This window comes from Actinomycetospora aurantiaca, from assembly GCF_037401875.1.
Classification (GTDB): domain Bacteria; phylum Actinomycetota; class Actinomycetes; order Mycobacteriales; family Pseudonocardiaceae; genus Actinomycetospora; species Actinomycetospora aurantiaca.
Genome location: NZ_JBBEGN010000019.1, coordinates 52,795 through 79,204, shown reverse-complemented (window position 1 = coordinate 79,204; position 26,410 = coordinate 52,795). Strand labels below are relative to the sequence as shown.

The window sequence follows — 26,410 nt, the reverse complement described above, 5'->3', positions numbered from 1 at the left end:
TCGTCGTGTGAAGGTCACGGTTCTGGTCGGGGGCGTCGGCGGCGCGCGGTTCCTGCAGGGGGTGCTCGCGGCGCTCGGTGACGACGACGAGGTGCGCGCGGTCGTCAACGTCGGCGACGACATCTGGCTGCACGGCCTGCGCGTGTGCCCGGACCTCGACACCTGCATGTACACCCTCGGCGGCGGCATCGACGCCGCGAAGGGGTGGGGCCGCGCCGACGAGACGTGGTCGGTCAAGGCGGAACTGGAGGCCTACGGGGCCGACCCGACGTGGTTCGGGCTGGGCGACCGCGACGTGGCCACCCACCTCGTCCGCACCCGCATGCTGCGCGCCGGCTACCCGCTCTCGCAGGTCACCGAGGCCCTGTGCCGCCGCTGGCAGCCCGGGGTGGCGCTGATCCCGGCGAGCGACGACCGCATCGAGACGCACGTCGTCATCGACGACCCCGTCTCCGGCGAGCGCCGCGCGGTGCACTTCCAGGAGTGGTGGGTCCGGCACCGGGCGGTGCCGCGCGCCCACGGGTTCGCCTCCGTCGGGCGCGACCAGGCGACCGCCTGCCCCGCCGCCCTCGCCGCGATCGCGGACGCCGACCTCGTGCTGATCGCGCCGTCCAACCCGGTCGTCAGCGTCGGCAGGATCGTCGACGTCCCCGGCCTGCGCGCCGCGCTCGCCGCCGCGCCCGCCCCCGTCGTCGGGATCAGCCCGATCATCGGGGGGCACGCGGTGCGCGGGATGGCCGAGCCCTGCCTGGACGCGATCGGGGTGGAGGTCTCCGCCGAGGGCGTCGGACGGCACTACGGCGCCCGTGCGACCGGCGGGCTGCTCGACGGCTGGCTCGTGCACACCGACGACACCGCGGACGTGCCCGGGGTCGCCGTCCGGTCCGTCCCGCTGCTCATGAGCGACCCGGCGACGACGGCGGCCATGGTCCGCGAGGCGGTCGACCTGGTGGGGCTGCGTGTCTGAGCCCGTGCCCGACCACGCCGCGCCGGGCGGGATCACGGCCTGGGGCGTACCGGGGCTGCCCGAGTTCCGCCCCGGCGACGACCTCGCGGTCGCCCTCGTCGACGCCCTGCGCGGCCAGGTCGCCGACGGGGACGTCGTCGTGGTGACCTCGAAGGTGTTCTCGAAGGTCGAGGGCCGCCTGGTCACCGTGCCGCGCGACCCCGAGGAGCGCGACACCGCCCGCCGGAGGCTGATCGACGACGAGACCGTCCGCGTCCTCGCCACCAAGGGCCGGACGAAGATCGTCACGAACCGGCTCGGGATCGTCCAGGCCGCGGCGGGCGTCGACGGGTCCAATGTGGAGACCGACGAGGTCGCGCTGCTCCCGGTCGACCCGGACGGGTCCGCGGCCCGGCTCCGGGCGGACCTCGCCGCCGGTCTCGGGGTGGAGGTCGCGGTCGTCGTCACCGACACGATGGGCCGCTGCTGGCGGCTCGGGCAGACCGACGCCGCGATCGGGTCCGCCGGGCTGGTCGCGCTGCACGGCTACGGCGGCGCGGTCGACGGCCAGGGCAACGAGCTGCTGGTCACCGAGGTCGCCGTCGCCGACGAGGTCGCGGCCGCGGCCGACCTCGTGAAGGGCAAGCTCGGCGGGGTGCCGGTCGCGGTGGTGCGCGGCCTGGCCGCGCTGCGCGGCGAGGGCCCGACCGCGGGCGGACTGGTGCGGCCCGTCGAGGAGGACCTGTTCTGGCTCGGCACCGCCGAGGCGCTCGCGCGGGGCCGGCGGGACGCGGTCCCCGCGCGGCGCTCGGTGCGCGCGTTCACCGACGACCCCGTCGACCCGGAGGCCGTGCGCCGGGCGGTGGCCGCGGGACTCACCGCGCCCGCGCCGCACCACTCCCGGCCGGTGCGGTTCGTCTGGGTGCGCGACCCGGCCCGTCGTCGGGACCTGCTCGAGGCCATGGCCGTGGCGTGGCGGGCCGACCTGGAGGACGACGGGTTCACCGCCGACCAGGTCGAGAAGCGGCTCGCCCGCGGGGACCTGCTGTACCGGGCGCCGGAGCTGGTGCTGCCGTTCCTCGTGCGGGGTCCCGACGGCGGGTCCCACGACTATCCCGACGCCCGGCGCGCGGGGTGCGAGGACACGATGTTCACCGTGGCCGGTGGCGCGGCGGTGCAGGGGCTGCTGGTGGCGCTCGCGGCGGAGGACCTGGGCTCGTGCTGGGTCGGTTCGACGATCTTCGCGGCCGACGTGGTGCGCGCGACGCTCGACCTGCCGGCGACGTGGGAACCGCTCGGCGCCGTGGCGCTCGGGCACCCCGCGGAGCCCCCGGCACCGCGGGGCGACCCGACCCCCGACGACCGACTGGTGGAGATGTGACGTCCCCCGTGCACGACGACGCGGTCGCCGTGCTGTCCGCGTGGCAGGCCCCGGACGCGGACCAGTCCGCGATCCGCCACGCCCTGCTGGCGTACCTGGCCGCACGTCCCGACGCGTGCGCGCGGGAGTGCGTGACCGGTCATCTCACCGCGTCCGCGCTGGTCGTCGACGCCGCCGGGGAGCGGGCGCTGCTGACGCTGCACCCGCGGGTGGGCCGCTGGCTGCAGCTCGGCGGGCACATCGAGGCCGACGACCCGACGCTGCGGGAGGCGGCGCTGCGGGAGGCGACCGAGGAGTCCGGGATCGGCGGCCTGACGATCTCCGACGCCCCGGTGCACCTCGACGTCCACCCGGTGACGTGCTCGCTGGGCGTGCCGACCCGCCACCTCGACGTGCGCTACCTGGTCCGGGCGCCGGAGGGTGCCGTCGCGGTGCGCAGCGACGAGTCCGCGGACCTGCGGTGGTGGCCGCTCGCCGAGCTCCCCGACGACGTGGCGTTCGGGCGGGCGCTGGGCTGACGTGCGCCCGCGGATGCGCGAGTGGCGCCGTTCTGATGTCAGGTGTCAGCCATGGACCATTGCTGACACCGGGGTGGCTCAGACGGCGAGCGCGTCCCGCGCGTAGGCGGCGACCCCGAGGGCGTGCCGGTCGAGGACCGCGCCCAGGGCCTCGTCCACGCCCGGCCCGACGAGCCCGCGGTGCTCCGCGGCGACCGCCCGGGCCGCGGGCGAGTCGACCGCCTCCCCTGCCGTCCACAGGCGGGCCCACGCCAGGGCGAGGTCGTCGAGCGCCTCCATGAACTCCCTGTCGTGCACCACGGACCCGCCGAACCCGTCGAGGACCTCCGCGGGGGTCCGGGCCGTGCCGTCGAGCGTCCCGCGGACCGCCGCGATCTGCCGGTCCAGCCGGTCGCGCGCCGCCTCGAGGGCGCCCAGCAGCTGCGCCGGGTCCACCGACCCGTCGTCGGGACGTCCGAGCTCGCGACCGAGCAGCCGGCGCTGCAGCTCGACGACGTCGTCGTGCGACCAGAGGCCCGGGCGCACCTCGGCGAGCGGCAGCCCGCCCGCCCGCGCCACCTCCGCGGCGCTGAACTCCTCGGGCACGGGCTCAGTACTCCCGGAAGTCGCGCGGCGAGTAGCGAGGGCCGAACCGCGGTCGCTTGAACCCCGACGCCTCGATGTAGCGCACGGCGCGCTGGCGCTGCGGGGCGTAGCAGGCGAGGACCTCCATCATCCCGGCGTCGTCGAGCTTGCGGCCCACGAGGGCGTACCCGACGGTCGTGGGGATGTGGAAGTCGCCGATCGAGACGGCGTCCGGGTCGCCCCAGGCCCGCTGGGCGACCTCCGCGGCGGTCCACACCCCGATGCCCGGCACCTTGCGCAGCAGCGTGCGGCCCTCGACCCCGCGCAGCTCGACGGCCTTCTCCAGCCGGTGCGCGACCGTGGCCGCCGCGAGGATCGCCCGGCGGCGGGACTGGTCGACGCCGGCCTTGTGCCACTCCCAGTCCGGGATCGCCTTCGTCTGCCGGGGCGTCGGCGGGACGCGCATGCCCCGCGGGGCCGGGCCCGGCGGGGTGTCCCCGAACCGCCAGCACAGCTCCCGCCACGAGCGGTGCGCCTCCGTGCCGGTCACCTTCTGCTCGAGGATCGCGGCGAACAGCTGGTCCCACACGGCGCCGCACGCCCCCAGCCGCAGCCCGGGCAGCCGGCGGCGGGCGTCGGCCACGAGCGGGTGGTGGCCGACGAACCCGGCGTCGTCGTCGTCCGCCCCCAGCAGCGCGGGCAGGCCGTCGAGCACGCACTCCGCCCCGTCGCCCCACGCGTCGGCCACGATCTCGCCACCGACGCGGCGCATCCGGGTCGTCGCCGGGCCGGCCGGCGTCGAGCACACCCGCCACACCACGCCCGTCTCGTCGATGCGGCACGTCGGGTCGCCCCGGCCGTGCCGCAGCGGGCCGATCAGGGCGGGGACGTCCAGGACGTAGTCCGGCGCCCAGCGACGGGTCCGTGGGGCTCCCGTCGTCAGGACCGCGTCAGGCACTCCCCGAGAATCGCAGACCGCCGTCGGGGATCGTGAGACCGGGCCACAGCCGGACCCCGTCGCGCAGCTCACACCCGGCACCCACGGTCACGTCGTCGCCCACGACCGCGTCGCTGACCACGGTCTCGTGGCCGATCACGGCGCGCGGCCCGATCACCGAGCGGGTGACCACGACGTTGTCGCCGATCCGCGCCCCGTCCATGACCACCGAGCCGATGATCCGGGAGCCGTCGCCGACCACGACGTCGTGCCCGAGGGTGGTGCCGTCGGACACCGAGGCCGTGGCCGCGGTCTTGGCCCCCGTGAGCAGCAGGGCGGTGCCCACGGGCCCGGGCAGCGCCGAGGTGGGCGCGATGCCCTGGACCAGGTCCGCGCAGCCGCGCACGAACGCGGCCGGGGTGCCCAGGTCGAGCCAGTAGGACGACTCCACGTGCCCCTGCAGCCGCCGGCCGGCCCGGAGCAGCCCGGGGAACGTCTCGCGCTCCACGCTGACCGGGCGGCCCTCCGGGATGGAGTCGACGACCTCGCGGCGGAAGACGTAGCAGCCGGCGTTGACCTGGTCCGTCGGCGGGTTGAGGGTCTTCTCGAGGAACGCCTCGACGCGGCCGGTGGCGTCGGTGGGCACGCAGCCGAAGGCGGTGGGGTCGGGCACGCGTACCAGGTGCAGCGTCGCGTCGGCGCCCGCGGTGCGGTGCTCGGCCAGGACCGCACCGAGGTCGACCCCGGAGAGGATGTCGCCGTTGAAGACCATGACCTCGTCGTGGGACCGGTCCAGGGCGGCCGCCGCGTGGCGGATGCCGCCGCCGGTGCCCAGCGGCTCCGGCTCGGGCACGCACTCGATGTCCAGCCCGAACGCGGACCCGTCCCCCAGGTACTCCGCGAAGACCTCCGCGCGGTAGCTCGTGCCGAGCACCACCCGCCGGATGCCCGCGGCCGCGATGCGCGAGAGCAGGTGGCCGATGAACGGCACCCCCGCGGTCGGCAGCATCGGCTTCGGCGTCGAGGCGGTCAGCGGGCGCAGCCGGCTCCCCTGACCCCCGACGAGCACCACCGCCGCCGTGCCCTCGGCCGTTCCCCCCGTGGTCGTCACGTCCGTGACCTCCCGCTCGCTGTCGTCCTGCCCCGGCGTGACGACGACGTCGCGTCCGGGCGCTAGTGTGACGTGCACTCGGCATGACACCGGTCCGGGTCCGCGGGGCCACCGGCCGGGCCGTAGCCACCGGGATCGGGGCAGGAGCAGCGTGGTGGAGCCGTCGAACGCGTGGGACCGTGCGCAGGAGGCTATCGCCCGGGCGCAGGAGCGCAACGCCACGGTGGTGACGCCCGACAGCGCCGAGTCACCCTTCGACGCCTCGGCCACGCAGATGATCCCGCAGGCCGCCCTCCGTCCGGGTGACCACGCCGCGACGCACGGTCGGGTTCCGCGCCCCGCACCCACGCGCCCTGACCGGGACGGGCGGCATCGTCAGCCGCCCGGACGGGTGCCCCGGGAGCCGGAGACGACCCCGGTCGAGGTGTCCGACCCGACGCTCATGCGGCCGCTGCCGGCCGAGCCGCCGACCGTGCGGACCTCCGCCACGCGTCCGGCGACGGCCCCGTTCCCGGCCCAGGACCACCACACCGGGCCCGCCCCGGACGCCGGTCCCCGCCCGGACGACGCGCCGACCACGCCGCCCGTGGGGATTCGGGTCCCCTTCTGGAAGCGGCTCTTCAGGCGCTGACCGCGCGCCGGGTGCTCCAGCGCGACCGCAGTCCGAGCGCGGCACGCAGCCCGGCCCGCAGCGGCGCCCACCGCCGGCCGCGGTAGCGGTCGGCGAGGAACCGGTAGGCGCTGCGGTGGTGCTCGCGCAGCATGCGCGACGACGTCGGGCGGTCCGCGTTGGTGGCGTGCCCGCCGGTGTGCACCACCTCGGCGTCCGGCACGTAGACGTTGAGCCAGCCGGCGCGCCCGAGCCGGTCGCCGAGGTCGACGTCCTCGAAGTACATGAAGAACCGCGGGTCGAACCCGTCCACCGAGTCCCACGCCTCGCGGCGCAGGAGCACGCACGAGCCGGACAGCCAGCCGGCGGTCCGCTCCGCGACCGAGCCCTCCTGCCGGTACGAGCGGGTCCAGGGGTTCGCCGGCCACACGGCGGAGAACAGCGCGTGGCCCACCCCGCGACCGAGCGACGGGACCAGCCGGGCCGACGGGTACACCTCGCCGTCGGTGCGGATCAGCGGGCCGAGCGACCCCGCCCGCGGCCAGCGCGCGGCGGCCTCGAGCAGCAGGTCGAGCGCCTTCGGGGCCAGCACGATGTCCGGGTTGGACACGAGCACCCACCCGACGTCGGGGTCCAGCCCGGCGACCGCGCGGTTCGCGGCGGCGCCGTAGCCCAGGTTCTCCCCGATCGGCAGCAGCCGCGCCCGGCCCCGGGTCGCCTCCGCCTCGGGCACGCCGTCGACGGAGCCGTTGTCGGCCAGCACCACGGTCACCGGCCGGCTGGTCGCGACCTCCACCGAGTCGAGGAACGTCGGCAGCGACTCACCCGGGGAGTAGGTCACGACGACGACCGCGAGTCCGTCCCCGTACTGCTGTCCGTCTCCACCCGGCATGCCGCCCATCCTGGACGGCCCCGACCCGCCGTCGGGAAGGAGGGTCTAGCGACGCCGCTCGTCGCTCGCGGGCAGCGCGACCGGCCAGTACTGCCAGGACCCCGGCCCGAGGCCGCCCGTGTTGGGCGCGCGGTGGCCGGTGTTCACGCCCCGCGGCATCGCGGGCTCCTGCGCCCGGCGCACCGCGCGGTCCATCCGCGCCCGGAGGCGGTGCCGCTCGCGGCACGCGTCGATCACGAGTCCGATCGCGACCACACCGAGCAGGCAGAGCAGGACCGTCTCCAGCGCCATGTGAGGTGAACGCGTGGTGAGCCGGGAGGTGACGGTCCATCGCCGACATGCCCCGGGAAATCGTCGATCCGGACCCGGACGAGCACGGCCGGTGGCCGGGTGCGCCGGACGGGCGCCCGGGTCCCCTCAGCGGCCGAGCAGCCCCGGATGCCGGGTGACCGCCTCGTGCAGGGCCTCCCGCCAGTCGCGCAGCGGCGCCAGTCCGGCCGCGGTCCACGAGGCCGGGGAGAGCACCGACCAGGCCGGGCGCGGGGCGGGCCGGGGGAACTGGTCGGTGGTGCAGCCTCGGACGCGGTCCGGGTCCGCCCCGAGCTCGGCGAACACCGCGCGGGCGAAGCCGCACCAGGTGGTGGCACCGCCGCCGGTCGCGTGCAGGGTCCCGGCCGGCGCGTCGGAGCGCCCGAGGGCCACGAGCGCGGCCGCGAGGTCGGCCGACCACGTCGGCGACCCGTGCTGGTCGTCGACGACGTCGAGGGTGTCGCGCTGGGCGGCCAGGCGGGCCATCGTCGCGACGAAGTTGCTGCCGGTGTCGCCGTAGACCCAGGCGGTGCGGACGACGTGGTGGGCGTCCAGCGCCTCGCGGACGCGCCGCTCCCCCTCCTCCTTCGTGCGGCCGTAGACGCTGCGCGCCCCGGTGGGGTCGTCCGGCTCGTAGCCCGCGCCCGGGCGGCCGTCGGGGCCCCGGCCGTCGAAGACGTAGTCGGTGGAGACGTGGACGAGCCGCGCGCCGTGGCGGGCGCAGGCCGCGGCGAGGAGACCGGGAGCCTCCGCGTTCACCGCGTGGGCGGTCCGCGCGGCCTGCTCGTCGGTCTCGGCGAGGTCGACCGCGGTGTACGCCGCCGCGTTGAGCAGCACGCAGGGCTCGTCCGCCCCACCGGCCCACCCCGCCACCGCGGCCTCGACCGCCTCGGCGTCGGCGATGTCGAGGTCGGCGCGCGGGTAGGCGTGGAACCGCTCGCCGTCCGCCGTGAGCACACGGACGAGGTCGGTCCCCAGGGCCCCCGCCGCTCCCGTCACCATCCACCGCACGTGGTGCTCCTCCCGGCCGCTGGTGAAGATCGTCCCCGGGCCCCTCGGCCGGGTGACGCTGTGCCATCCTCCGGTGCGACGCGGCGGGTCCGGACGGGTGGTGCCCGGGAAACGCGGGTGAACCCGTCTAGCCTGCCCTGAAGGCGTGCACGGGCGACGACGATGTCACCGGGGAGGCCGGTGGCCGCACCCGCCCCGGGCCGCGCCCGCAGACCCGCACCCGACCCGCACGCCGACACCGCACGCGACACCGACGAGCAGCCGAGGGGAGGCGCCCCGTGGAGGACGACCGTGGCCGCCCCCGTCGTGACCCGGGGCGCCGGTTCGGACCGTCGGCCGGGCGGGTCGGCACGGAGCCCCTCCGGGAGGCGCCCCCGCGTCCCGGCCCCGCCGGCGGCGGATCCGCCCGGCTGCGCCGCGGGGACCTGCGCGAGATGCGGGCCGCCGGTCCCGACCGGGCAGCTGCGGGCCGCCCGGTGTCGGTCCGGGAGGCACCGGTCCGGGAGGCACCGGTCCGGGAGGCACCGGTCCGGGAGCGCGCCGGTGGCCCGCCTCCGCCCCGGCCGCGCACGGCGTCGGGCGGACCGCCCCGGCCCGGCGGCCCGTCGCGGCCGGCGCCGCCTCCCCGCGACGAGCCGCGCCGCGACCCGTGGCGGATGCTGCGCGTCGTCGTCACCGTGGTGTCCGTGCTGGTCCTCGCGGTCAGCGGGACCGCGTGGGCCGCGCTCTCGGGCAGCTTCGCGACGTCGGGGGCGCTCTCTAAGCGCGGGACCGCGGCGGACGGCGCGACCGACGTCCTGCTGGTCGGCACGGACAGCCGCAACGACGCGCAGGGCAACCCGCTGCCGCGCGACGTCCTCGCCCAGCTCGACGCCGGGTCCGCCGACGGCGAGCTGAACACCGACAGCATGATCCTGGTGCGGGTGCCCAACGACGGCAGCCGTGCGGTCGCGTTCTCGCTGCCCCGCGACAGCTACGTGGGGATGCCGTGGTCCTCTGCGAAGGGCAAGCTGAACTCGGTCTACCCCGGCGCGAAGGCCGCCATGGCCCAGCAGCTCGTCTCCGGCGGGGACGCCGACCCGCGCGACGTCGACGTGCGCTCCTCCGAGGCCGGCCGTGCCGCCCTCGTCGAGACCGTCCAGGAGCTGACCGGCATCGGCGTGGACCACTACGCCGAGATCAACCTGCTCGGGTTCTTCAACCTCACGAACGCGATCGGCGGCGTGGACGTCTGCCTCAAGAGCGCGGTCGACGACGACTTCTCCGGCGCGCACTTCGCCGCCGGCCCGCGGTCGGTGTCCGGGCACGACGCGCTCGCCTTCGTCCGCCAGCGCCACGGCCTGCCGATGGGCGACCTCGACCGGGTGCGGCGCCAGCAGGCGTTCCTCGCGGGCCTGTCGAACAAGGTGCTCTCCGCCGGCACCCTCTCCGACCCGGTGACCCTGTCGCGGCTGCTCGACTCGGTGAAGCAGTCGGTGGTCCTCGACGGCGACTGGGACCTGCTCGGCTTCGCCCAGCAGATGCAGGGCGTCAGCGGCGGGGCGGTCACCTTCATGACGATCCCCACCCAGGGCGGCGTGAGCACGAACGCCGGGGACGCGCTCAAGGTGGACGAGTACGAGGTCCGGCAGTTCGTCTCGGACGCGATCGGGCCGAAGGACACGCCGCTGGTGCCCACGGGTCCCGCCCCGGCGTCGATCCCGGTGGACGTCCGCAACGCCTCCGGCACCGGCGGCGCGGCCGCGCGGGTGGTGCAGATCCTCGGCGCGCAGGGCTACACGCAGCTGCGCTCGGGCAACGCCGACCAGGCGGCGGCCTCGTCCGCGGTCGTCTTCGGCCCCGGGGGCGACGCCGGGGCCGGGGTGGTCGCGCGGGCGCTCGGCGGGCTGCCCACCCGCGCCGACCCGGCCGTGCCGGCGAACTCCGTGCGCGTGCTGCTCGCCGAGGACTACGCGGGGCCGGGCGCCGTGACCACGCCGAGCGACGCTGCGGACAGCGCACCCCCGCCGCCCCCGCAGCCCCCGATCACGGCCGACGGGATCGCCTGCGTGAACTGACGGCTAGGCTCGCCGCCCGATGACCGTCACCGACGCCCTGCTGGCCCCCGTCCTGGCCGCGGACGCCCGCCGTCCGCTGATCACCTTCTACGACGACGCGTCCGGCGAGCGCCTCGAGTTCTCCGGGGAGACGCTGGCGAACTGGGTCGCGAAGACCGCGAACCTCCTGCGCGACGAGTGCGACGTCGAGCCCGGCACCCGGGTCGCGGTCGCGCTGCCCGCGCACTGGCAGAAGGCGGTCGCCCTGCTCGGCGCCTGGTGGGTCGGCGCGCACGTCACCGACGACGACCCGGAGGTGGCGCTGGTCGACGCCGAGCACCTCGACACGCCCGCCGGGCTGGTCGTGGGGTTCTCGCTGGACGCCTTCGGACGCCCGCTGGCCGACCTGCCGTCCGACGCGGTCGACTACGCGTCCGAGGTCCGGATGCACGGCGACCACTTCACGCCCGACCCGGTGCCCGGGGACGCGCCCGCGCTCCGCGAGGCGACGGTGGACGAGGTCGTGGACCTGTCCCGACGGCGGGCCGCGGAGCTCGGTTGGTCGGACGGGACGCGGCTGCTCTCGACGGCCCCGTGGCCCGTGACCACCGCGGGCGGGCTCGTCGACGGCCTGCTGGCCGTGCTCGCCGCGGGCGGCTCGCTCGTGCAGGTCCGCCACGCCGACCCGGCGGCGCTGGAGAAGCGCGCCGGGTCGGAGAAGGCGACCGAGCGGCTCGACTAGCCGCGCAACACCTGACGGGCCATGACCATGCGCTGGATCTGGTTCGTGCCCTCGTAGATCTGCGTGATCTTGGCGTCGCGCATCATGCGCTCGACCGGGAAGTCCGTGGTGTAGCCGGCGCCGCCGAACAGCTGCACGGCGTCCGTCGTCACCTCCATCGCGGTGTCCGAGGCGAAGCACTTCGACGCGGACGCGATCAGCCCGATGTTCTCCTCGCCGCGCTCGGCCTTCGCCGCGGCGACGTAGACCAGGTGGCGGGCCGCCTCGATCTTCATGGCCATGTCGGCGAGCATGAACTGCACGCCCTGGAAGTCCGAGATCGACTTGCCGAACTGCTTGCGGTCCTTGACGTACTCGACCGCCGCGTCGAGCGCACCCTGCGCGATGCCCACGGCCTGCGCGCCGATCGTCGGGCGGGTGTGGTCGAGCGTGGCGAAGGCGGTCTTCAGGCCGGTCCCGACCTCACCGATGATCCGGTCACCGGGGATCCGGCAGTTCTCGAAGTAGATCTCCGTCGTCGGCGACCCCTTGATGCCGAGCTTGTGCTCCTTGGGACCCACCGAGAAGCCGGGGTCGTCCTGGTGCACGACGAAGGCGGAGATGCCGTTCGCGCCCTTCTCCGGGTCGGTCTTCGCCATGACCGTGTACCAGTCGGAGACGCCGCCGTTGGTGATCCAGCACTTGGTGCCGTTGAGGATCCAGTCGTCGCCGTCGGCCTGCGCCCGGGTGCGCATCGACACCGTGTCCGAGCCGGCCTCCCGCTCGGAGAGCGCGTAGCTGATCATCGACTCGCCGCTCGCGATCGAGGGCAGGACCTTCTGCTTCAGCTCCTCGGAGCCGGACAGGATGATCGGCATCGAGCCGAGCTTGTTCACCGCCGGGATCAGCGACGCCGACGCGTCGACGCGCGCGACCTCCTCGATCACCATGCACGCGACGATCGAGTCCGCGCCCTCCCCGGAGTACTTCTCCGGGATGTGGATCGCCTGGAACCCGGCCGCGGTCAGCGCGTCCCGGGCCTCCTGCGGGAACCGGGGCGTGGCGTCGACCTCGGCCGCGAACGGCTGGATCTCCTTCTCGCACAGCGCGCGGACCGACTCCCGCAGCGCGGCGCGCTCCTCGCCCAGGTCGTAGACGTCGAACTCCGGGTTCACCGCGTACTCCTTCTGCCGTCACCTGCTCGTGGCCAACGCTACCGCCCGATGCTAGGACGACCTACCGTTCGCACGATGGCCCGTGTCTCACCGGCACCCGATGGTCCACGGGCCCGCGGCCGTCACTCCTCCGTGGACGGTCGCGGACGCGCTCGGTGACGCCGGACCGCGTCCCGGTTCGCGCACGCCGTCGAGCAGTAGCGCTGCCGGGCGGTCCGGGACACGTCGGCGAACACCCGCTCGCAACCGTCGACCGCGCACCGGCCGAGACGGTGCATCCCGCGCCCCGCGAGGTGCAGCGCCGTGCCCATGGCGATCAGCGAGCACAGCACCCGCCCCAGCGGGAGGTCCGCGTCGCGGAAGTGCAGGTGGTGACCATCATCCGCGTGGTCGGTCAGCCGCGGGTGGCCGCAGTACTCGGCGAGCAGCTCGTTCACGATCGCCGCCCGCCCCGCCCGCCCCGCCGGCTCGTCGGCGTCCACGACCCGCACCCACCCGTCCAGCACCTCGCGGGCGCGCTCGAGGTCGTCGTCCGCGGTCGCGTCGACGACGAGGCCCGCGGCGCGGCACCGCTGCACCAGGTCCTCGGGTCCCGACGGCGGGTCGTTGACCAGATCCGCCGCCAACAGCACGGCGTCGTGCCCGTAAGGGTTGAGGTGCACAAGACAATGACACCACGCTCGTCGTCATGACCGCGAGCCACCGTTGGACGACCACCTCGAGCCACGCCACCAGCGAGGGCCCCGTGCGCTACCAGCGGTGCGCGTGCGGGGCCCTCCGCGTGCTCTACCCGAGTTGCGGGGCCACCTCTGCCGCGACGAGCTCGATCGCGTCGAGGTCGTCCAGGTCGAGCACCTGGAGGTAGGCGCGCGTGACGCCGGTGCGCTCCCGCCACGTCCCGATCGCGTCCACGATCTGCGCGGGCGTGCCCGCCAAGGGGTTGTCGGCGAGCTGATCGGCGCCGACGCCGAGGGCTTCCCCGCGGCGGGCGACCTCGGCGTCGTCCTTCCCGACGACGAGGGTGTGGGCGAAGGAGCGCGTGATCGACCCCGGGTCGCGGCCCGCGTCGGCACACGCCGCGGCGACCCGCTCGACCTGCGTGGCGGCCTGCTCGAGCGGCGTGAACGGCAGGTTGAACTCGGTCGCGAACCGGGCGGCGAGGGCGGGCGTGCGGCGCGGGCCGGTGCCGCCGACGATCACCGGCAGCGGCTGCTGTGTCGGCTTCGGCAGGGCCGGGGAGTCGACGAGGGTGTAGTGCTCGCCCTCGTACGAGAACGACCCGCCGGGCGGCGTCGACCAGAGTCCGGTGATGACGGCCAGCTGCTCGGCGAGCCGGGCGAAGCGCTCCCCGGTCGACGGGAACGGGATGCCGTAGCCGGTGTGCTCCGCCTCGAACCACCCCGCGCCCAGCCCCAGCTCGATCCGCCCGCCGGACATCTGGTCGGCCTGCGCCACCTGGATCGCGAGCGGGCCGGGGAGCCGGAAGGTGGCCGACGTGACCAGGGTGCCGAGGCGGATGCGCTCGGTCTGCACGGCCAGGGCGGACAGCGTCGTCCACGCGTCGGTCGGCCCGGGCTCGCCGGAGGCGTCGCCCATCGAGCGGTAGTGGTCGGAGCGGAAGAACGCGTCGTACCCGGCGTCCTCGGCCGCGCACGCGACGCGGAGCAGGTCGCCGTAGGTCGCACCCTGCTGGGGCTCGGTGAAGATCCTGAGGTCCACGACCTCCACCGTAGGTCGCACCGCTCATGGTCCGTCGCGGCTGGTGTAGGTGTGGCCGGTGGGGGTGGTGGTCCGGACTTCGTGGGGGTGCTCGCCGAGGCCGTCGTCGATGAGGTCGGTGGACCAGCCGGGGAGTTCTTTGACCTGGTTGCCGCGCACACACGTACGGCGGCCGTTGCCGAGGCTGGTCGGCCCGCCGGCGGTCTTGCCGCGGATGTGGTCGGTGTGTCTCGCGGGGGCGCCGCAGTAAGGGTCGCGGCAGCGGCCGTGGTCGCGGTAGTGGATCAGGGTGGCCAGGAACCCGTCGAACAACCGGCGGGTGGGGTCGCCGCCGACGAGGCGCCCGGAGCGGGGATGGGTGAACAGCCGCCGCCACCACTTCTTGCCCTGGGTGGTGTTGAGCAGGTCCGCGACCACCCCGGCGGGCAGCGGCCCGTGGCCGACGACCTCGCCGGTGGTGGGGTTGTCGGGGTCGGTGAGGGCGTCGAGGGGGAGCACGATCCCGACCTCGACGTTGACGTCCTCGGCGAAGGTCTGCCCGGTGACCCGCTCGACCAGGGTGTCGGCCACGATCTGATCCCGCGTGCGCCCGTCGGCGTCGCCACCGGCGATCAACGTGTCGGCGTGGCGGCGTAGCGCGGTGATGCAGGCGACGCCCTGCTCGACCGGCAGCAGCCCGGAGAGCACGCTCATGGTGTCCGGGGCGGGGCGCAGCGTGACCCGCCGCTGTTTGCGGGCGGTCCGCCCGCGGTCGGTGAACCCGGCCGGGTCCGCCTCGTACGCGAGCCGCTTGATGGTCGCTTCGGCCTGGAATCGGCTCTGCGCCTCGATCCCCGCCTCGGTGACCTGCTGGTCGACGTGTCGGCGCAGTTCGGGGTCGAGGTGGCTGGTCCAGGACACCACCAGCTCGGCGACTCGCTCCGACACCCGACCCGCCACCAACAACGCCCGCGTACAGGGCAGGTCGTCGGCCAGCGCCTGGGCGACCCCCAACCGCCGAGAGCCCACTGTCGGGGAGACGTGGCAGGCCAGGGCGATCTGGTCGGCGATGCCCTTGCCGAGGTCGCGGGGGTCGAGTTCGTGGGCGGCGACCAGGTCGGCCTGGGCCTCCACGTGGGCTTTGGCGAAGGCGACCATCTCGGTGTGCTGAGCGGCCGCGAGCGCGGCCCGGGCCTGCTCCAACAGCGCGATCCGGTCGATCCGCGCCGTGTCGGTGATCCCGCACGCCGGGTCGGTGGAAAGGTCGGCGAGTTCGGAGAGGCGGGTGAGCAGCGCGGTCAGCTCGTCGCTGACCGCGTCCCCACCACCGTCCGAACTCATGTTCGAAGGATAGCGCGACCCCCCGACAACCACGCCTGAGTCGGCCGCCCCGGCACCGACCCGCCGTCAGGAACCGCCCGGACCGAGCTTGCGGACCGCCTCGTCCTTGCCCGCCACCGAGGTGCGCAGGTCGGCCTGGAAGTCGGCCATCCGCGCCGCGAGGCCGGCGTCGGCGGCCGCCAGGATGCGCACCGCGAGCAGGCCGCCGTTGCGCGCGCCGCCGATCGACACCGTCGCCACCGGGACCCCCGCCGGCATCTGCACGATCGAGAGCAGCGAGTCCATGCCGTCCAGGTGCTTGAGGGGCACCGGGACACCGATCACCGGCAGGACCGTCGCCGCCGCGACCATGCCCGGCAGGTGCGCCGCCCCGCCGGCTCCGGCGACCACCACCCGCAGGCCCCGCGAGGCCGCCGTCTCCGACCACTCCAGCATCGCCCGCGGCGTGCGGTGCGCCGAGAGCACCCGCGCCTCCCACGGCACGCCGAACTCGTCCAGCGCCGCCGCGGCCGCCTGCATCGTCGGCCAGTCCGAGTCCGAGCCCATGACGATGCCGACCAGCGGGGGCAGCCGCGCGCCCGCGACCTGGCTCGAGTCGCCCGACGTCGCCACGGCCTGGCCGGGCACGAGTTCCGAGCTCGACATCTAGTGCGCACTCCATCCGTCGGTCCACACACCGGTCGCGAGGTGGTCGGCGGCCAGCCGCGCGCGGCGGCGGACCTCGGCCGGATCGTCCCCGGTGATCGTCACGTGGCCGAGCTTGCGCCCCGGCCGCTCGCCCTTGCCGTAGAGGTGGACCCGCGCCTCGGGGAAGCGGGCCAGGGTGTGGTGCAGGCGCTCGTCCGGGCCGGTCGTCGGGGTCGGATCGCCGCCGAGGACGTTCGCCATCACGCACACCGGGCGCAGGACCGCCGTCGACCCGAGCGGGTAGTCCAGGACCGCCCGCAGGTGCTGCTCGAACTGGCCGGTCACGGCGCCGTCCATCGTCCAGTGGGCGGAGTTGTGCGGGCGCATCGCGAGCTCGTTGACCAGGATGCGGCCGTCGGGGGTCTCGAACAGCTCGACGGCGAGCAGCCCCACGACGCCGGTGGCGGCCGCGATCCGGATCGCGAGCTCGCCGATCTCCTCCGCCGTGTCCTCGGACAGCCCGGGCGCGGGCGCGAGCACCTCGGTGTTGATGCCCTCGGACTGCACGGTCTCGACGGCGGGGTACACGGCGACCTGCCCGAACGGCGACCGGGCCAGCACGACGGCGAGCTCGCGCGCGAGCGGCACCTTCACCTCGGCCATCAGCGGCGTCCCGGCCGCGAGCAGCTCGTCGACCAGCGGGCCCGCCCCGTCGGCGTCGACCACCCACACGCCGCGCCCGTCGTAACCGCCGCGCACCGCCTTGAGCACCACCGGCCAGCCGTGCTCGCCGGCGAAGGCCTCGAGATCGGCGGGAGTGGACACGGGCGCGAACGGCGGCACCGGCTCCCCGAGCTCGGCGAGCCGGCGGCGCATCACCAGCTTGTCCTGGGCGTGCAGGAGCGCCGCCGGGCCGGGGTGCACGGTGACGCCCTCGGCGACCAGCGTCTCGAGCAGCTCGCCGGGCACGTGCTCGTGGTCGAAGGTCAGCGCCTCGGCCCCGACGGCGACGCGGCGCAGCGCGTCCAGGTCGCGGTGGTCGCCGATCCGGACGTCCGGCGTCACCATCGCCGCCGCCTCGTCGGGGCCGGTCGCGAGGACCCGGAGCGTCTGTCCGAGGGAGATCGCGGCCTGGTGGGTCATCCGGGCCAGCTGACCGCCGCCGACCATCGCGACGACGGGCAGGCCGGTGCGCTCCTCCACGAGGCGGGAACCCTAGTCGGCGGCGTCGGCGTCGAACTCGTCCGGGGCGATCACGGGGACGTCGAACCCGAGGATCCGGTCGCGGCGGGGCGCGGCCGGCTCGGCGTCGCGCAGCCGCGCGAGGGTCTCGTCCGCGGCGTCGAGCGAGGACGGCAGGGCGACGATGCGCGCACCCGGTGCGCCCGTCACGCCGGTCGCCCCGTGCAGGCGCCGCGCCAGGAGCCCGCGCAGCACCCGGACCCGCGCGGCGAGACCGGCCCGCGGGGCGAGGACGACGACGGTGGAGCGCCCGACCACCGCGATCGTCTCGCCGGCGTCGAACACCACCGCGGCCGCGTCGCCGGCCACGGTCAACGGGGCGACCCGCGACCACCCGGCGACGTGCAGGGTCACGACGACGAGCGCATGACCCTCGCCGACCGCGGTGCCGTGGGCGCGGGCGGCGCGGTAGACCTCGGCGAGCCGGGTGCGCAGGTAGCGGGAGCTCGCGAGCCCGGAGAGGGGATCGAGCGCCGCGGCCTCGGAGAGGTCCCCGCACGCGACGTCGGTCCAGCCGAGCGAGACGACCCGCACCAGGCGCGAGCCCTCCGCCCCGGGCAGGCCCAGGCGGCGGCGCTCCCCGAGGTCGCCGAGGGCGCCACTGACGGCGGTGTGCAGGGCCGCGAGGTCGGACAGGGTCTCGTCGAGGCCGATCCCGGCGGCGGCGCGCGCACCCGCCCACCGGGTGAGGGCGCGCTCCAGCGGCGGGCCGGCGCGGCCGGAGAGGATGACGTCGCAGACCTCGTCGACGGCCGGGTCGGGCCACTCGGAGGCGATCGACCACCCGAGCGCGTTGCTGCAGGCGAACCAGCGTTCCTTCAGCGCTCCGTGGGCGAGCCCGGGCCGCCCCCGCCCGGCGCCGCGGGCGAGCGGCGCACGGTCGGCGCCCGGCACGGGACCGACCGCGTCCTCGCGCTCCTCGGCGACCGTCATGCCATGCACCCCTCCTCGGTCCCAGCCGGATCGGACCGCCCCCTCGTGACGATCGCTCCCCCTGGCGACGCGCGAGACGGTCATCCGTGACGGTGACACTGCGGGGATCCTCCCCGAAGCGGCACCAGACTCCTCGCCGAGGGGGGTGGTGTGCCCAGATGGCCGAGAACGGCGACAGCGCGGCGGGCTCCGACCCGCCCGGGCCCAGCGATGCCGAGCTGCTCGGCGTCATCCGCGGCCGTCCCGCGGACACCGAGTCCACCCTCGCCTTCGGCACCCTCTACGGCCGCCACCGCGACGCCGCCCGCGCGCTCGCCCGCCAGCTGGCCCGCTCGCCCTCCGACGCCGACGACCTCGTCTCGGCGGCCTTCGCCCGGCTGCTGGAGATCCTGCGGGCCGGCGGCGGGCCGACGGAGGCCTTCCGCGCGTACCTGCTGACCTCGCTGCGGCACCTCGCCTACGACCGCACCCGCGCCGAACGCCGCCTGGACCTCACCGAGGACATGGGCGAGGTGATCGGCGTCGACCCGGACCGGACGATCGTCCCGTTCGCCGACCCCGCCGTCGCCGGGCTGGAGCGTTCCCTGGCGGCCCGCGCCTTCGGCACGCTGCCCGAGCGCTGGCAGGCCGTGCTGTGGCACCTGGAGGTCGAGGGCGACTCCCCCGCCGACATCGCCCCGCTGTTCGGCCTGACCCCCAACGCCGTCTCCGCCCTCGGCTACCGGGCCCGCGAGGGGCTGCGGCAGGCCTACCTCCAGGAACACCTCGCGGGGTCGGGGCCGGACACGCCACCCAAGGACCGCCGGCACCGCGAGACCGAGGAGAAGCTGGGCGCCTACACCCGCGGCGGCCTGTCGAAGCGCGACGCCGCCCGCGTCGAGGAGCACCTGCGCGAGTGCGCGGAGTGCCGCGCGCTGGCCGCGGAGCTGCGCGAGGTCAACTCCGGGATCGTGCGCTCCGCGATCGGCCCGCTCGTGCTGGGCGCGGCGCTCGTCGGCTACCTCGCCGCCCGCCAGGGCACGTGGGTGCCCTCGACCGCGGAGTTCGTGGTCGCGGGCGCCGGCGTCGTCGGGGTCCTCGGCGCCATCGGCGGCCTCACCCGGACCGCGGAGGTCCCCCGCGCGCGCCGACTGGGCGCGGCCGTCGTCGGGCTCGCGGGCCTCGGGGTCGCGACCGCCGCCGCGCTGTCCACCCCGGACGCCCCCGTGGTCGCGGCGCCGCCGTCGGTGCTGATCCCCGACGGTCTACCGGCCCCGGTGCGTCCGGTTCCCCCAGCCGCACCGGCCGTACCGCCCGTTCCCGACAACAGGTCGGCGCCGGTCCCGCCCGCGACGCCCGGCGACGCGGAGGACCGGGTGGACGGCAGCGCCTCCATGGCGGACCCCGGCCGGTCAGGGTCCTCCGGCGGGTCGCGTGCGTCGGCGGAGGAGGTGCCGACGTCCGGTCGGGTCACCTCGGGTCGGTGGACACCGGAGCGGTCCTCGGCCGCGAGGCCGACCGCCACCGCGCTCACGGCCACCCGGCCGTCGCGCGTCGCCGAGGACCGCAGCCTCGTCGAGCTCCGGGTGCTCGGGCTGGGCGTCGAGGTGGCGCGGGAGCGCGAGCCCGACCGCAGGGGGCTGCTCGAACCGGTGCTCGACGTCCTCCTGCGGTGATCACCGGCCCCTCATCGGTCCCGGTCGGCCCCCGGGACCCCCGTGAGGGTCCGCTCGTCGTCCCCGGACACCACCCGGCTGCGCGTCAGGCGAACCGGCCCGCCGGGTCGTACTCGGCCCGGACCCGGGTGAGGAGGTCGGCGACGGCCGGCTCGTGCAGCTCCGCCGGGCCGACCGGGGACGCGCCGTAGACGAACCCCGCCATCCGGCCGAGTGCCGACTCCGCCACCGGCGCGAGCACCGCACGGTGGGCACGCCGCACGTCGTCGGGCGAGCACCCCTCGGTCGACGACAGCACCCGCACGATCCACCCGGCGCCGCGGAAGGAGACGGCGTCCGGGCCCTCGGGTCGCCGTGCCAGCGCGCCGCCGAGCCGCCGCACGTCCACCACGCACCCGACCGGCGCCGTCCGCGCGGCCTCCACCACACCGCCCAGCGCCTCCGCCGGCACCTCGCCCGCCAGGACGTTCGTCCCCTCGTAGGCGTGCGGGACCTCCGGCTCGCCGACGATCGTCCCGCTCTCGGTCCACGGCAGCTCCCGCAGCCCGCCGAGCAGGACCGGGGCCGCCGCCCGGACCGACCGCTCCGCCGCCCGCGCCGCCCCACCGGACGTGTCCACCAGCCGCACGTGCAGCACCGTCCGACCGCGGATCGGCGCGGGGACGACGTCGAGCGCCGGCACCGGGACCACCCCGAACGACACCCCCAGCGACTCCGGCGCCTCCACCGCGAGCCGGTGCAGCACCGGCAGCACCGCCGCCGCGTCCGCCACGTCCAGGAACAGCCCGCCCCCGACGACGGTGCGCAGCGGCACCAGCCCGATCTCGAGCGCCGTCACCACCCCCACCGAGGGGCGGCCGCCCCGCAGCGCCGCGAACAGCTCGCCGTCCGTCACCCGCCGGAGCTCCCCGCCGTCCAGGACGATCTCCGCCGCCCGCACGCGGTCGGAGGCCCAGCCGAACTCCCGGCCGAGCAGGCCCAGCCCGCCGCCGAGCGTGTAGCCGACCACCCCCACGCCCGGGAACGACCCGGACACCGGCGCCAGCCCGTGCGCGGCGGCGGCCGCCACCACGTCCGCCGACCGGGCCCCGGCCTCCACCCAGGCCACCCGGGCCGTCGGGTCCACGGCGACGCCGCGCATCTCCCCGGTCGCGACCACCAGCCCGCCCACCCGGCCGACGGTGTGCCCGTGCCCGGTGGCGTGCACCGTCACCGGCAGGTCGCGGTCGCTCGCCGTCCGCACGGCCGCGACCACGTCGGCGGGCTCGTGCGCGGTCACGAGGACGTCGGGACGGTGCGGGTCGGCGGTCTGGAAGCCGGTCACGGTGCTCGTCATGGCGTTCACGGTGTCGAGACCCGCTGCAGAAGTCCAAGACATGGTGGTGACCGGCGCCAGAAGCAGCAGTGATGGGCGTGACGCACGCCCTACGCTGACCGTCATGAGCGAGCCCGGGGAATCGTCGCCACCCGCCGTCCGGGCCTCGGACGCCGACCGCGAGCAGGTCGCCGAGCTCGTCCGGCGTGCCGTCGGCGACGGGCGGCTGACGATGGTCGAGGGCGACGAGCGGCAGCGGGCGGCCTACGCGGCCACCTTCCGCCACGAGCTCGCCCCCGTCACCGCCGACCTGGAGGCGACCCCGGGACCGGCCGCGCCGCCCGCCGTCGGGAAGGGCACGAGGCCCGCGACGACGGGGTCGGTGGCGGTGATGAGCGGCGCGGACCGGTCCGGGGCGTGGACGCCCGGGCTGACGCACCGCGCGGTGAGCGTGATGGGCGGGACGAACCTCGACCTGCGGCACGCCCGCCTGGACCCGCGCGGGCTGACGCTGCAGGTCGTGTCGATCATGGGTGGCGCCGGGGTGGACCTGCGCGGGGTCGGCCAGGACGTCACCGTGCAGGCGTTCGCGCTGATGGGCGGGTGCGAGGTCGTGGTGGACCCGGAGACCACGGTGGAGGTGACCGGCGTCGGGTTCATGGGCGGGTTCGCCGACCAGGCGGGCGCGCCGAACCGGCCGGACGGACCCCGGGTCCGCGTCACCGGCTTCGCGATGATGGGCGGGGTGAGCGTCAGCCGGCGACCCCTGGCCGTCGGGGGAGCTCAGTAGCGGCGCGTCACCTCCAGGTCGGCCGCCGAGGTCGCCCCGGCCAGCCCGACCGTGAGGTCGAGCTCGGCGAGCACGTCGGAGACCACCTGCGCGACGCCGTCCGCCCCGGCCAGCGCCAACCCCCAGACGAACGGCCGCCCGAGGCACACCGCCCGGGCACCCAGGGCGAGGGCGACCGCGACGTCCGCCCCGGTCCGCACGCCGGAGTCGAGCAGGACCGGCAGGTCCGTCGCCGCCACCACGCCCGGCAGGGCGTCCAGCGCCGCGACCGCGTGGTCGACCTGCCGTCCGCCGTGGTTGGAGACCAGCACCGCGTCGACGCCCGCGTCCGCGGCCCGCCGCGCGTCGTCGGGGTGCAGGACCCCCTTGAGCACGATCGGCAGCGCGGTCCGCGACCGCAGCGTCGCGACGTCGTCCCAGCCCAGGTGCGGTCGGGAGTAGACGTCCAGGAAGGTCTCGACGGCGGCCCGCGGCACCGGCGAGCGCAGGTTCTCCAGGACCGGTCCGGGGTGGTTCCGCGAGATGTCGAGCAGGGTCCGGACGGCGGCCGGGGTCACCCGCGGCGCGGGACCGGACCGCGGCGCACGGGCCCGCTCCTGCGCGAGGCGCGCGAACACCGGGTCGGAGGTGTACTGCGCGATCCCCAGCCCGCGGCTGAACGGCAGGTGCCCCAGGTCGAGGTCGCGCGGGCGCCACCCGAGCATGGTCGTGTCGAGGGTGACGACGACGGCCTCGCACCCGCTCGCCTCCGCGCGCGCCAGCAGGCTGTCGACGAGCTCGTCGGAGGTCGACCAGTACAGCTGGAACCACCGCCGCCCGATCCCGGCCAGCGCCTCCATCGCCGTCCCCGCCTGGTTGCTGACGATCATGGGCACGCCGGCCGCGGCGGCACCGCGGGCCACCGCGACGTCGGCGCCGCGGCGCACCAGGTCCAGCGCGCCGATCGGCGCGAGCAGCAGCGGGTGCTCGAGACGGCGGCCGAACAACTCGGCCGACAGGTCCCGCGCGCCGACGTCGCGCAGGACCCGCGGCACCGTCTGCCACCGCTCGAACGCGGCCCGGTTCGCGCGCACGGTCGCCTCGGCCCCGGCCCCGCCGGTGACGTAGGCGTCGGCCCGGCGCGACATCGCGCGCCGTCCGCGCCGCTCGAGCTCACCCGCCGTCGTCGGGACCCGGGGCCGGCGACCGGAGACGCCGTCGCGGTACACCTGCTCCTGACGGGCCCGCCCCGCCGCGATCGCCATGCGCGGTCGTCTAGCACGAACCCGGCCCCGCCGCCGTGCGGGTACGGACGGTGTCGGGACCGTCACGCAGCGCTTGCACGGGACCGTCGGTACGCGGAACCTCGGTTGTTGACGCTAACAACATTTCTGAGGAGGCGGACGTGGCGGACAGCCGTTTCGAGCAGTGGGACGTCGTGTCGAGCGTGGGCCTGACGGCGCTGATCGTGGCCGCCGGTCGGGCGGTCGACACCCATCGGCCGGACGGGCTGATCTCCGACCCGTACGCCGAGGCGTTCGTCCGCGTCGCGAACCCGGCGCAGCCGCTCGCCACCCGGCCGACCGAGCCGGCGGACGACACCGAGGACGAGCTCTGGCAGATGATGTCGGGCTATATGGGGACGCGAACCCGGTTCTTCGACGAGTTCTTCGCGGGCGCGGGCGAGCGCGGGATCCGGCAGGTGGTGGTGCTCGCGGCCGGCCTCGACACCCGCGCGCAGCGCCTGGACTGGCCCGCGGGCACGACGCTCTTCGAGGTCGACCAGGACGCGATGATCGAGTTCAAGGACGCCGTGCTCGACGAGGAGGGCGCCACCGCGCACTGCGACCGCCGCACCGTCCGCGTGGACCTGCGCGACGACTGGCCGGCCGCCCTCGAGGCCGCCGGCTTCGACCGCGCGCTCCCGACCGCGTGGCTCACCGAAGGTCTCCTGCCCTACCTCCCCGCCGAGGCGCAGACCGCCCTGGTGGACGCGATCGACGAGCGCTCCGCGCCGGGCTCGGAGTGGGCGATCGAGGACTTCACGAACCTCGGCCAGCAGCTCTCCGACCCGTCGTTCCGGCGCATCGCCGGGCGGATGGGCGTCGACATGGGCGAGCTGATCCACACCGACACCCGACCCGACGTCGCCGCGACCCTGCGCTCGCGCGGGTGGGAGACCGACGCGTACCAGGCGATCGAGGTGGCGAAGTCCTACGGCCGCACCCTCGACCCGCTCACCCAGCGCCTCAACGGTCAGAGCTCGCTGGTGGTGGCGCACCGGTAGGCGCGCGGAGCGCGTCCGACAGCGAGGTCAGCCACGCCAGGTGACTCTCCAGCGCCGTGCGACCCGCGTCGGTCAGCCGGAACCACGTGCGGGGCCGGCGCCCCACGGCGCCCTTGGACACCTCCAGGTAGCCGGCGTCCTCGAGGGACCGGGCGTGCTTGGAGATCACGGAGTCGCCGGCCCCGACGGCGTCGCGGACGGTCGCGAAGTCCGCCCACACGGCCCCCTGCAACAGGGCACCCATCGCCAGGCGTGGGCCGACCTCGAACACCGGGTCACGGGTGGGCGTCACGAGCTCCGGACCCGCCCGGCGCGGATGTCGGCCAGCATCGCGTGCTGCACCCACACCATGGCCGCGATCGCGAGCGGAGCCGCGATCACCAGCGCGACGACCGCGACGTCCGGGCGGACGTGTGCCGTCACCATGACGACGAACATCCCGGCCAGGGCGGCGAGGAGGAACAGCACGCTCGGCAGGCGGGCTGACGGGTAGTCGCGGAACGTCCGCCGGGAGAGGCTGATGCCCCGCGTGCGGCGGACCAGCCACTCCGCCAGGAGGTAGACCAGGATCGACGGCACCACGACGAGCCACGTCCCCACCCCGGCGGAGAGCTGCTCCTGGATGAGCGTGCACCCCACCAGCCCGACCGTGGCCAGGGTGAACAGCACCCAGAACCACCACGGCAGCCGCGCCCGCTCGGCGAGTCGGTCCCGCTGCTCGGCCACCCGGGCCAACGCCTCGTGCGTCATGGCTCCCCCTCCGGCATCGACTTTCCGATCGGAAAGTACATGCTGGAGACGGCGTGGGGCAACCCCGCGTCGCGGCAAGGGCCGATCGGGCGAAGGTCAGGCACACCTTCGCGGCCAAGTCCGTCGGGGGCGCCCATTCCGGTGACATGGGTCCCGATCATGGGCACATCGAGTGGTCGCTCCGACGCGCCCGGCGGTATCACCGCAGGTCAGAGCGTTGCGTTCCCGACGACGGGTCGGGGTGAGCCGAGCCTTCGCTTGCTGTTGGGGCCGGGCGGAACCGGACATCCTCGTGCCATGACTTCGATGCGCGAGTTGCCGACCGTCCAGTCCTGCGCCGCCACCAGCTGTTCGTACAACGAGGGCTCCAGCTGCCACGCCGGGGCGATCACCGTCGGCGGGTCCGCCTGCGGCACGTTCGTCGAGATCTCGTTCCGCGGCGGGGTGGACCAGGGCGGGCTCGTCGGCGCCTGCCACCGCTCCGAGTGCAAGTTCAACGACAAGCTCGAGTGCACGGCCTCGTCGGTGGAGATCGGCGGCCAGGGCGCCGACGTCGCCGACTGCCTGACCTACGAGGCCAAGTAGATCTCGGACAGACGCTCCAGGACGAGGCCGCCGGTCCGGTCGGCCCGCAGGACCTCGTCCGCCACCGCGACCGTCGCGACCGGGTCCACGTCGTCCACCAGGACGGCCGCGCCCGACGTCGCGACGTCGCGGAGGCCGGCCAGCACCGCGCGGCGTCCCGCCGCGTCGAGCCCGTCGGTCATCCGGTCGGCCAGCACGATGGCCGCGCCCGCCTCGCCCGCGGCGGCGACCGCCGCGCATCGGGTGGCCACCGTCTCGTGCTTCCCGGCCGTCAGGCGCAGCACGCCGGGGGCCGACCCGTCGTCGAGGGCCGCCATCACCCGGCGCCGCACGAGTCCCGGACCCAGCAGCGCGGTGACCTCACCGACCGGCAACCGAACCGACATCAGCCGGGCCTCCCTCGTTCGTGAATGAGGTGAGCCTAAGCTTGGCTTCTCCTGCTGTCGATCCCCCGGATCCACTCGTCCTAGACTCCTCGCCGATGGAGCCGAATGCCGCGACGCGCCTCGTGTCGGCATGGCACCGCCACGGCGAGCTGGTGCGCTTCGCGATCGTCGGGGCGAGCACCTTCGTCGTCGACACCGCGGTCTTCCTGCTCCTCAAGACGACGGTGCTCGAGCCGAAGCCGGTCACCGCGAAGATCCTGGCGGTGCTGGTCGCGACGTTCGTGGGCTACGTCGCGAACCGCGAGTGGTCATTCCGCGCCCGGGGCGGCCTGGCCCGCCGTCGGGAAGCGGTCCTGTACTTCGTGGTCTCCGGCGCGGCGCTCGCGGTCAACGCGGCGCCCCTGGGGGTGTCGCGCTACGTCCTGGACCTCGCGACACCGGCCGTCTCGGCGGTCACCGAGCAGGTCGCGGACCTCGTCAGCGCGCAGGTCGTCGGGACCCTGCTCGCCATGGCGTTCCGCTGGTGGGCGTTCCGACGCTGGGTGTTCCCGGCGGCACTGGCGGGCTGAGACACCCCTCCGGGGTGTCAGCACTGCGGCCATGCTGACGTC

General features: G+C 75.6%; 28 protein-coding genes. 10 read left to right on the top strand and 18 right to left on the bottom strand.

Annotation, left to right across the window (positions count from 1 at the left end; translation table 11 throughout):
• Positions 1–7: 7 nt before the first annotated feature.
• Genes cofD through WCD74_RS25670 form a run of 3 tightly spaced genes read left to right on the top strand, consistent with a single transcriptional unit; the run spans position 8 to position 2,845 of the window.
• Complete coding sequence (gene cofD, locus WCD74_RS25680; protein WP_337697744.1) at positions 8–967, top strand: 2-phospho-L-lactate transferase; 960 nt, start codon at positions 8–10, stop codon at positions 965–967.
• A 4-nt stretch (positions 968–971) separates the two neighbouring features.
• Positions 972–2,327 carry a coenzyme F420-0:L-glutamate ligase gene (locus WCD74_RS25675; protein ID WP_337697766.1) on the top strand — a complete coding sequence of 452 codons (1,356 nt, stop codon included), beginning with the start codon at positions 972–974 and terminating at the stop codon, positions 2,325–2,327.
• Positions 2,324–2,845, top strand: coding sequence for an NUDIX hydrolase (locus tag WCD74_RS25670; RefSeq protein WP_337697743.1), 522 nt, complete (start codon positions 2,324–2,326; stop codon positions 2,843–2,845). Before WCD74_RS25675 ends, WCD74_RS25670 begins: the two co-directional genes overlap by 4 nt.
• Positions 2,846–2,923: 78 nt before the next feature.
• Here the strand turns inward: WCD74_RS25670 and WCD74_RS25665 are convergent, their stop codons facing one another.
• From WCD74_RS25665 to rfbD, 6 genes are all read right to left on the bottom strand, one after another.
• Complete coding sequence (locus WCD74_RS25665; RefSeq protein ID WP_337697742.1) at positions 2,924–3,430, bottom strand: TipAS antibiotic-recognition domain-containing protein; 507 nt, start codon at positions 3,428–3,430, stop codon at positions 2,924–2,926.
• A 4-nt stretch (positions 3,431–3,434) separates the two neighbouring features.
• Entirely contained in the window at positions 3,435–4,367 is a 933-nt protein-coding gene (locus WCD74_RS25660) for a DNA-3-methyladenine glycosylase family protein (protein ID WP_337697741.1), read from the bottom strand.
• Entirely contained in the window at positions 4,360–5,457 is a 1,098-nt protein-coding gene (gene manB / locus WCD74_RS25655; protein ID WP_337697740.1) for a mannose-1-phosphate guanylyltransferase, read from the bottom strand. Before manB ends, WCD74_RS25660 begins: the two co-directional genes overlap by 8 nt.
• 620 nt (positions 5,458–6,077) lie before the next feature.
• A complete protein-coding gene (locus tag WCD74_RS25650) occupies positions 6,078–6,968 on the bottom strand; it encodes a glycosyltransferase family 2 protein (RefSeq protein ID WP_337697739.1) in 891 nt (296 codons plus the stop codon).
• Positions 6,969–7,004: 36 nt separating this feature from the next.
• Positions 7,005–7,250, bottom strand: a complete 246-nt coding sequence (locus tag WCD74_RS25645) for a hypothetical protein (protein WP_337697738.1) — start codon at positions 7,248–7,250, stop codon at positions 7,005–7,007.
• Between the two features lie 126 nt (positions 7,251–7,376).
• Positions 7,377–8,270 carry a dTDP-4-dehydrorhamnose reductase gene (gene rfbD, locus WCD74_RS25640; protein WP_337697765.1) on the bottom strand — a complete coding sequence of 298 codons (894 nt, stop codon included), beginning with the start codon at positions 8,268–8,270 and terminating at the stop codon, positions 7,377–7,379.
• 287 nt (positions 8,271–8,557) lie between these two features.
• Between rfbD and WCD74_RS25635 the strand changes: the two genes are divergently transcribed.
• Positions 8,558–10,336, top strand: a complete 1,779-nt coding sequence (locus WCD74_RS25635) for an LCP family protein (protein WP_337697737.1) — start codon at positions 8,558–8,560, stop codon at positions 10,334–10,336.
• 19 nt (positions 10,337–10,355) lie between these two features.
• Positions 10,356–11,057 (top strand): TIGR03089 family protein, encoded by a 702-nt coding sequence (locus WCD74_RS25630; RefSeq protein WP_337697736.1) that lies wholly within the window; start codon positions 10,356–10,358, stop codon positions 11,055–11,057.
• Here WCD74_RS25630 and WCD74_RS25625 read toward each other — a convergent pair.
• The 7 genes from WCD74_RS25625 to WCD74_RS25595 all read right to left on the bottom strand — a co-directional run bounded on the left by WCD74_RS25625 (position 11,054) and on the right by WCD74_RS25595 (position 18,052).
• A complete protein-coding gene (locus WCD74_RS25625) occupies positions 11,054–12,211 on the bottom strand; it encodes an acyl-CoA dehydrogenase (protein ID WP_337697735.1) in 1,158 nt (385 codons plus the stop codon). The two genes, WCD74_RS25630 and WCD74_RS25625, sit on opposite strands and share 4 nt — an antisense overlap.
• A gap of 122 nt (positions 12,212–12,333) precedes the next feature.
• The gene (locus WCD74_RS25620; RefSeq protein ID WP_337697734.1) at positions 12,334–12,873 is read right to left on the bottom strand and encodes a CGNR zinc finger domain-containing protein; all 540 of its coding nucleotides are present in this window, start codon (positions 12,871–12,873) and stop codon (positions 12,334–12,336) included.
• Positions 12,874–12,997: 124 nt separating this feature from the next.
• Entirely contained in the window at positions 12,998–13,930 is a 933-nt protein-coding gene (locus WCD74_RS25615; RefSeq protein ID WP_337697733.1) for an LLM class F420-dependent oxidoreductase, read from the bottom strand.
• Between the two features lie 24 nt (positions 13,931–13,954).
• The gene (locus WCD74_RS25610) at positions 13,955–15,250 is read right to left on the bottom strand and encodes a DUF222 domain-containing protein (RefSeq protein ID WP_337697732.1); all 1,296 of its coding nucleotides are present in this window, start codon (positions 15,248–15,250) and stop codon (positions 13,955–13,957) included.
• A gap of 66 nt (positions 15,251–15,316) precedes the next feature.
• Complete coding sequence (purE, locus tag WCD74_RS25605; protein ID WP_337697764.1) at positions 15,317–15,820, bottom strand: 5-(carboxyamino)imidazole ribonucleotide mutase; 504 nt, start codon at positions 15,818–15,820, stop codon at positions 15,317–15,319.
• A 75-nt stretch (positions 15,821–15,895) separates the two neighbouring features.
• Positions 15,896–17,080, bottom strand: coding sequence for a 5-(carboxyamino)imidazole ribonucleotide synthase (locus tag WCD74_RS25600; RefSeq protein WP_337697731.1), 1,185 nt, complete (start codon positions 17,078–17,080; stop codon positions 15,896–15,898).
• Between the two features lie 12 nt (positions 17,081–17,092).
• Positions 17,093–18,052, bottom strand: coding sequence for a GGDEF domain-containing protein (locus WCD74_RS25595; protein ID WP_337697730.1), 960 nt, complete (start codon positions 18,050–18,052; stop codon positions 17,093–17,095).
• A 158-nt stretch (positions 18,053–18,210) separates the two neighbouring features.
• Here WCD74_RS25595 and WCD74_RS25590 point away from each other — a divergent pair, with 158 nt between their 5' ends.
• Positions 18,211–19,707 (top strand): sigma-70 family RNA polymerase sigma factor, encoded by a 1,497-nt coding sequence (locus WCD74_RS25590; RefSeq protein WP_337697729.1) that lies wholly within the window; start codon positions 18,211–18,213, stop codon positions 19,705–19,707.
• Positions 19,708–19,792: 85 nt separating this feature from the next.
• Here WCD74_RS25590 and WCD74_RS25585 read toward each other — a convergent pair whose 3' ends face one another.
• Complete coding sequence (locus WCD74_RS25585; protein ID WP_337697728.1) at positions 19,793–21,043, bottom strand: FAD-binding oxidoreductase; 1,251 nt, start codon at positions 21,041–21,043, stop codon at positions 19,793–19,795.
• Between the two features lie 103 nt (positions 21,044–21,146).
• Between WCD74_RS25585 and WCD74_RS25580 the strand changes: the two genes are divergently transcribed.
• On the top strand, positions 21,147–21,812 hold the full coding sequence (locus tag WCD74_RS25580) for a DUF1707 SHOCT-like domain-containing protein (protein WP_337697727.1): 666 nt from the start codon (positions 21,147–21,149) through the stop codon (positions 21,810–21,812).
• Here WCD74_RS25580 and WCD74_RS25575 read toward each other — a convergent pair.
• Positions 21,806–23,056: an alpha-hydroxy-acid oxidizing protein gene (locus tag WCD74_RS25575; protein ID WP_337697726.1), complete on the bottom strand. Its 1,251-nt coding sequence runs from the start codon at positions 23,054–23,056 to the stop codon at positions 21,806–21,808. The two genes, WCD74_RS25580 and WCD74_RS25575, sit on opposite strands and share 7 nt — an antisense overlap.
• A 140-nt stretch (positions 23,057–23,196) precedes the next feature.
• Here WCD74_RS25575 and WCD74_RS25570 point away from each other — a divergent pair, with 140 nt between their 5' ends.
• Positions 23,197–24,078 (top strand): class I SAM-dependent methyltransferase, encoded by an 882-nt coding sequence (locus WCD74_RS25570; protein WP_337697725.1) that lies wholly within the window; start codon positions 23,197–23,199, stop codon positions 24,076–24,078.
• Here the strand turns inward: WCD74_RS25570 and WCD74_RS25565 are convergent.
• Both WCD74_RS25565 and WCD74_RS25560 read right to left on the bottom strand, forming a co-directional pair.
• Positions 24,041–24,370 (bottom strand): winged helix-turn-helix domain-containing protein, encoded by a 330-nt coding sequence (locus tag WCD74_RS25565; protein WP_337697724.1) that lies wholly within the window; start codon positions 24,368–24,370, stop codon positions 24,041–24,043. The two genes, WCD74_RS25570 and WCD74_RS25565, sit on opposite strands and share 38 nt — an antisense overlap.
• On the bottom strand, positions 24,367–24,828 hold the full coding sequence (locus tag WCD74_RS25560) for a hypothetical protein (protein WP_337697723.1): 462 nt from the start codon (positions 24,826–24,828) through the stop codon (positions 24,367–24,369). The genes WCD74_RS25565 and WCD74_RS25560 overlap by 4 nt, the downstream gene beginning before the upstream one ends.
• 297 nt (positions 24,829–25,125) lie before the next feature.
• On the opposite strand from WCD74_RS25560, the gene WCD74_RS25555 reads away from it, so the two are divergent.
• Positions 25,126–25,413 carry a DUF1540 domain-containing protein gene (locus tag WCD74_RS25555; protein WP_337697722.1) on the top strand — a complete coding sequence of 96 codons (288 nt, stop codon included), beginning with the start codon at positions 25,126–25,128 and terminating at the stop codon, positions 25,411–25,413.
• Here WCD74_RS25555 and WCD74_RS25550 read toward each other — a convergent pair.
• Positions 25,398–25,799, bottom strand: a complete 402-nt coding sequence (locus WCD74_RS25550) for a hypothetical protein (protein ID WP_337697721.1) — start codon at positions 25,797–25,799, stop codon at positions 25,398–25,400. The genes WCD74_RS25555 and WCD74_RS25550 overlap by 16 nt on opposite strands.
• A 95-nt stretch (positions 25,800–25,894) precedes the next feature.
• Here WCD74_RS25550 and WCD74_RS25545 point away from each other — a divergent pair, with 95 nt between their 5' ends.
• The gene (locus tag WCD74_RS25545) at positions 25,895–26,368 is read left to right on the top strand and encodes a GtrA family protein (RefSeq protein ID WP_337697720.1); all 474 of its coding nucleotides are present in this window, start codon (positions 25,895–25,897) and stop codon (positions 26,366–26,368) included.
• Positions 26,369–26,410 lie beyond the last annotated feature (42 nt).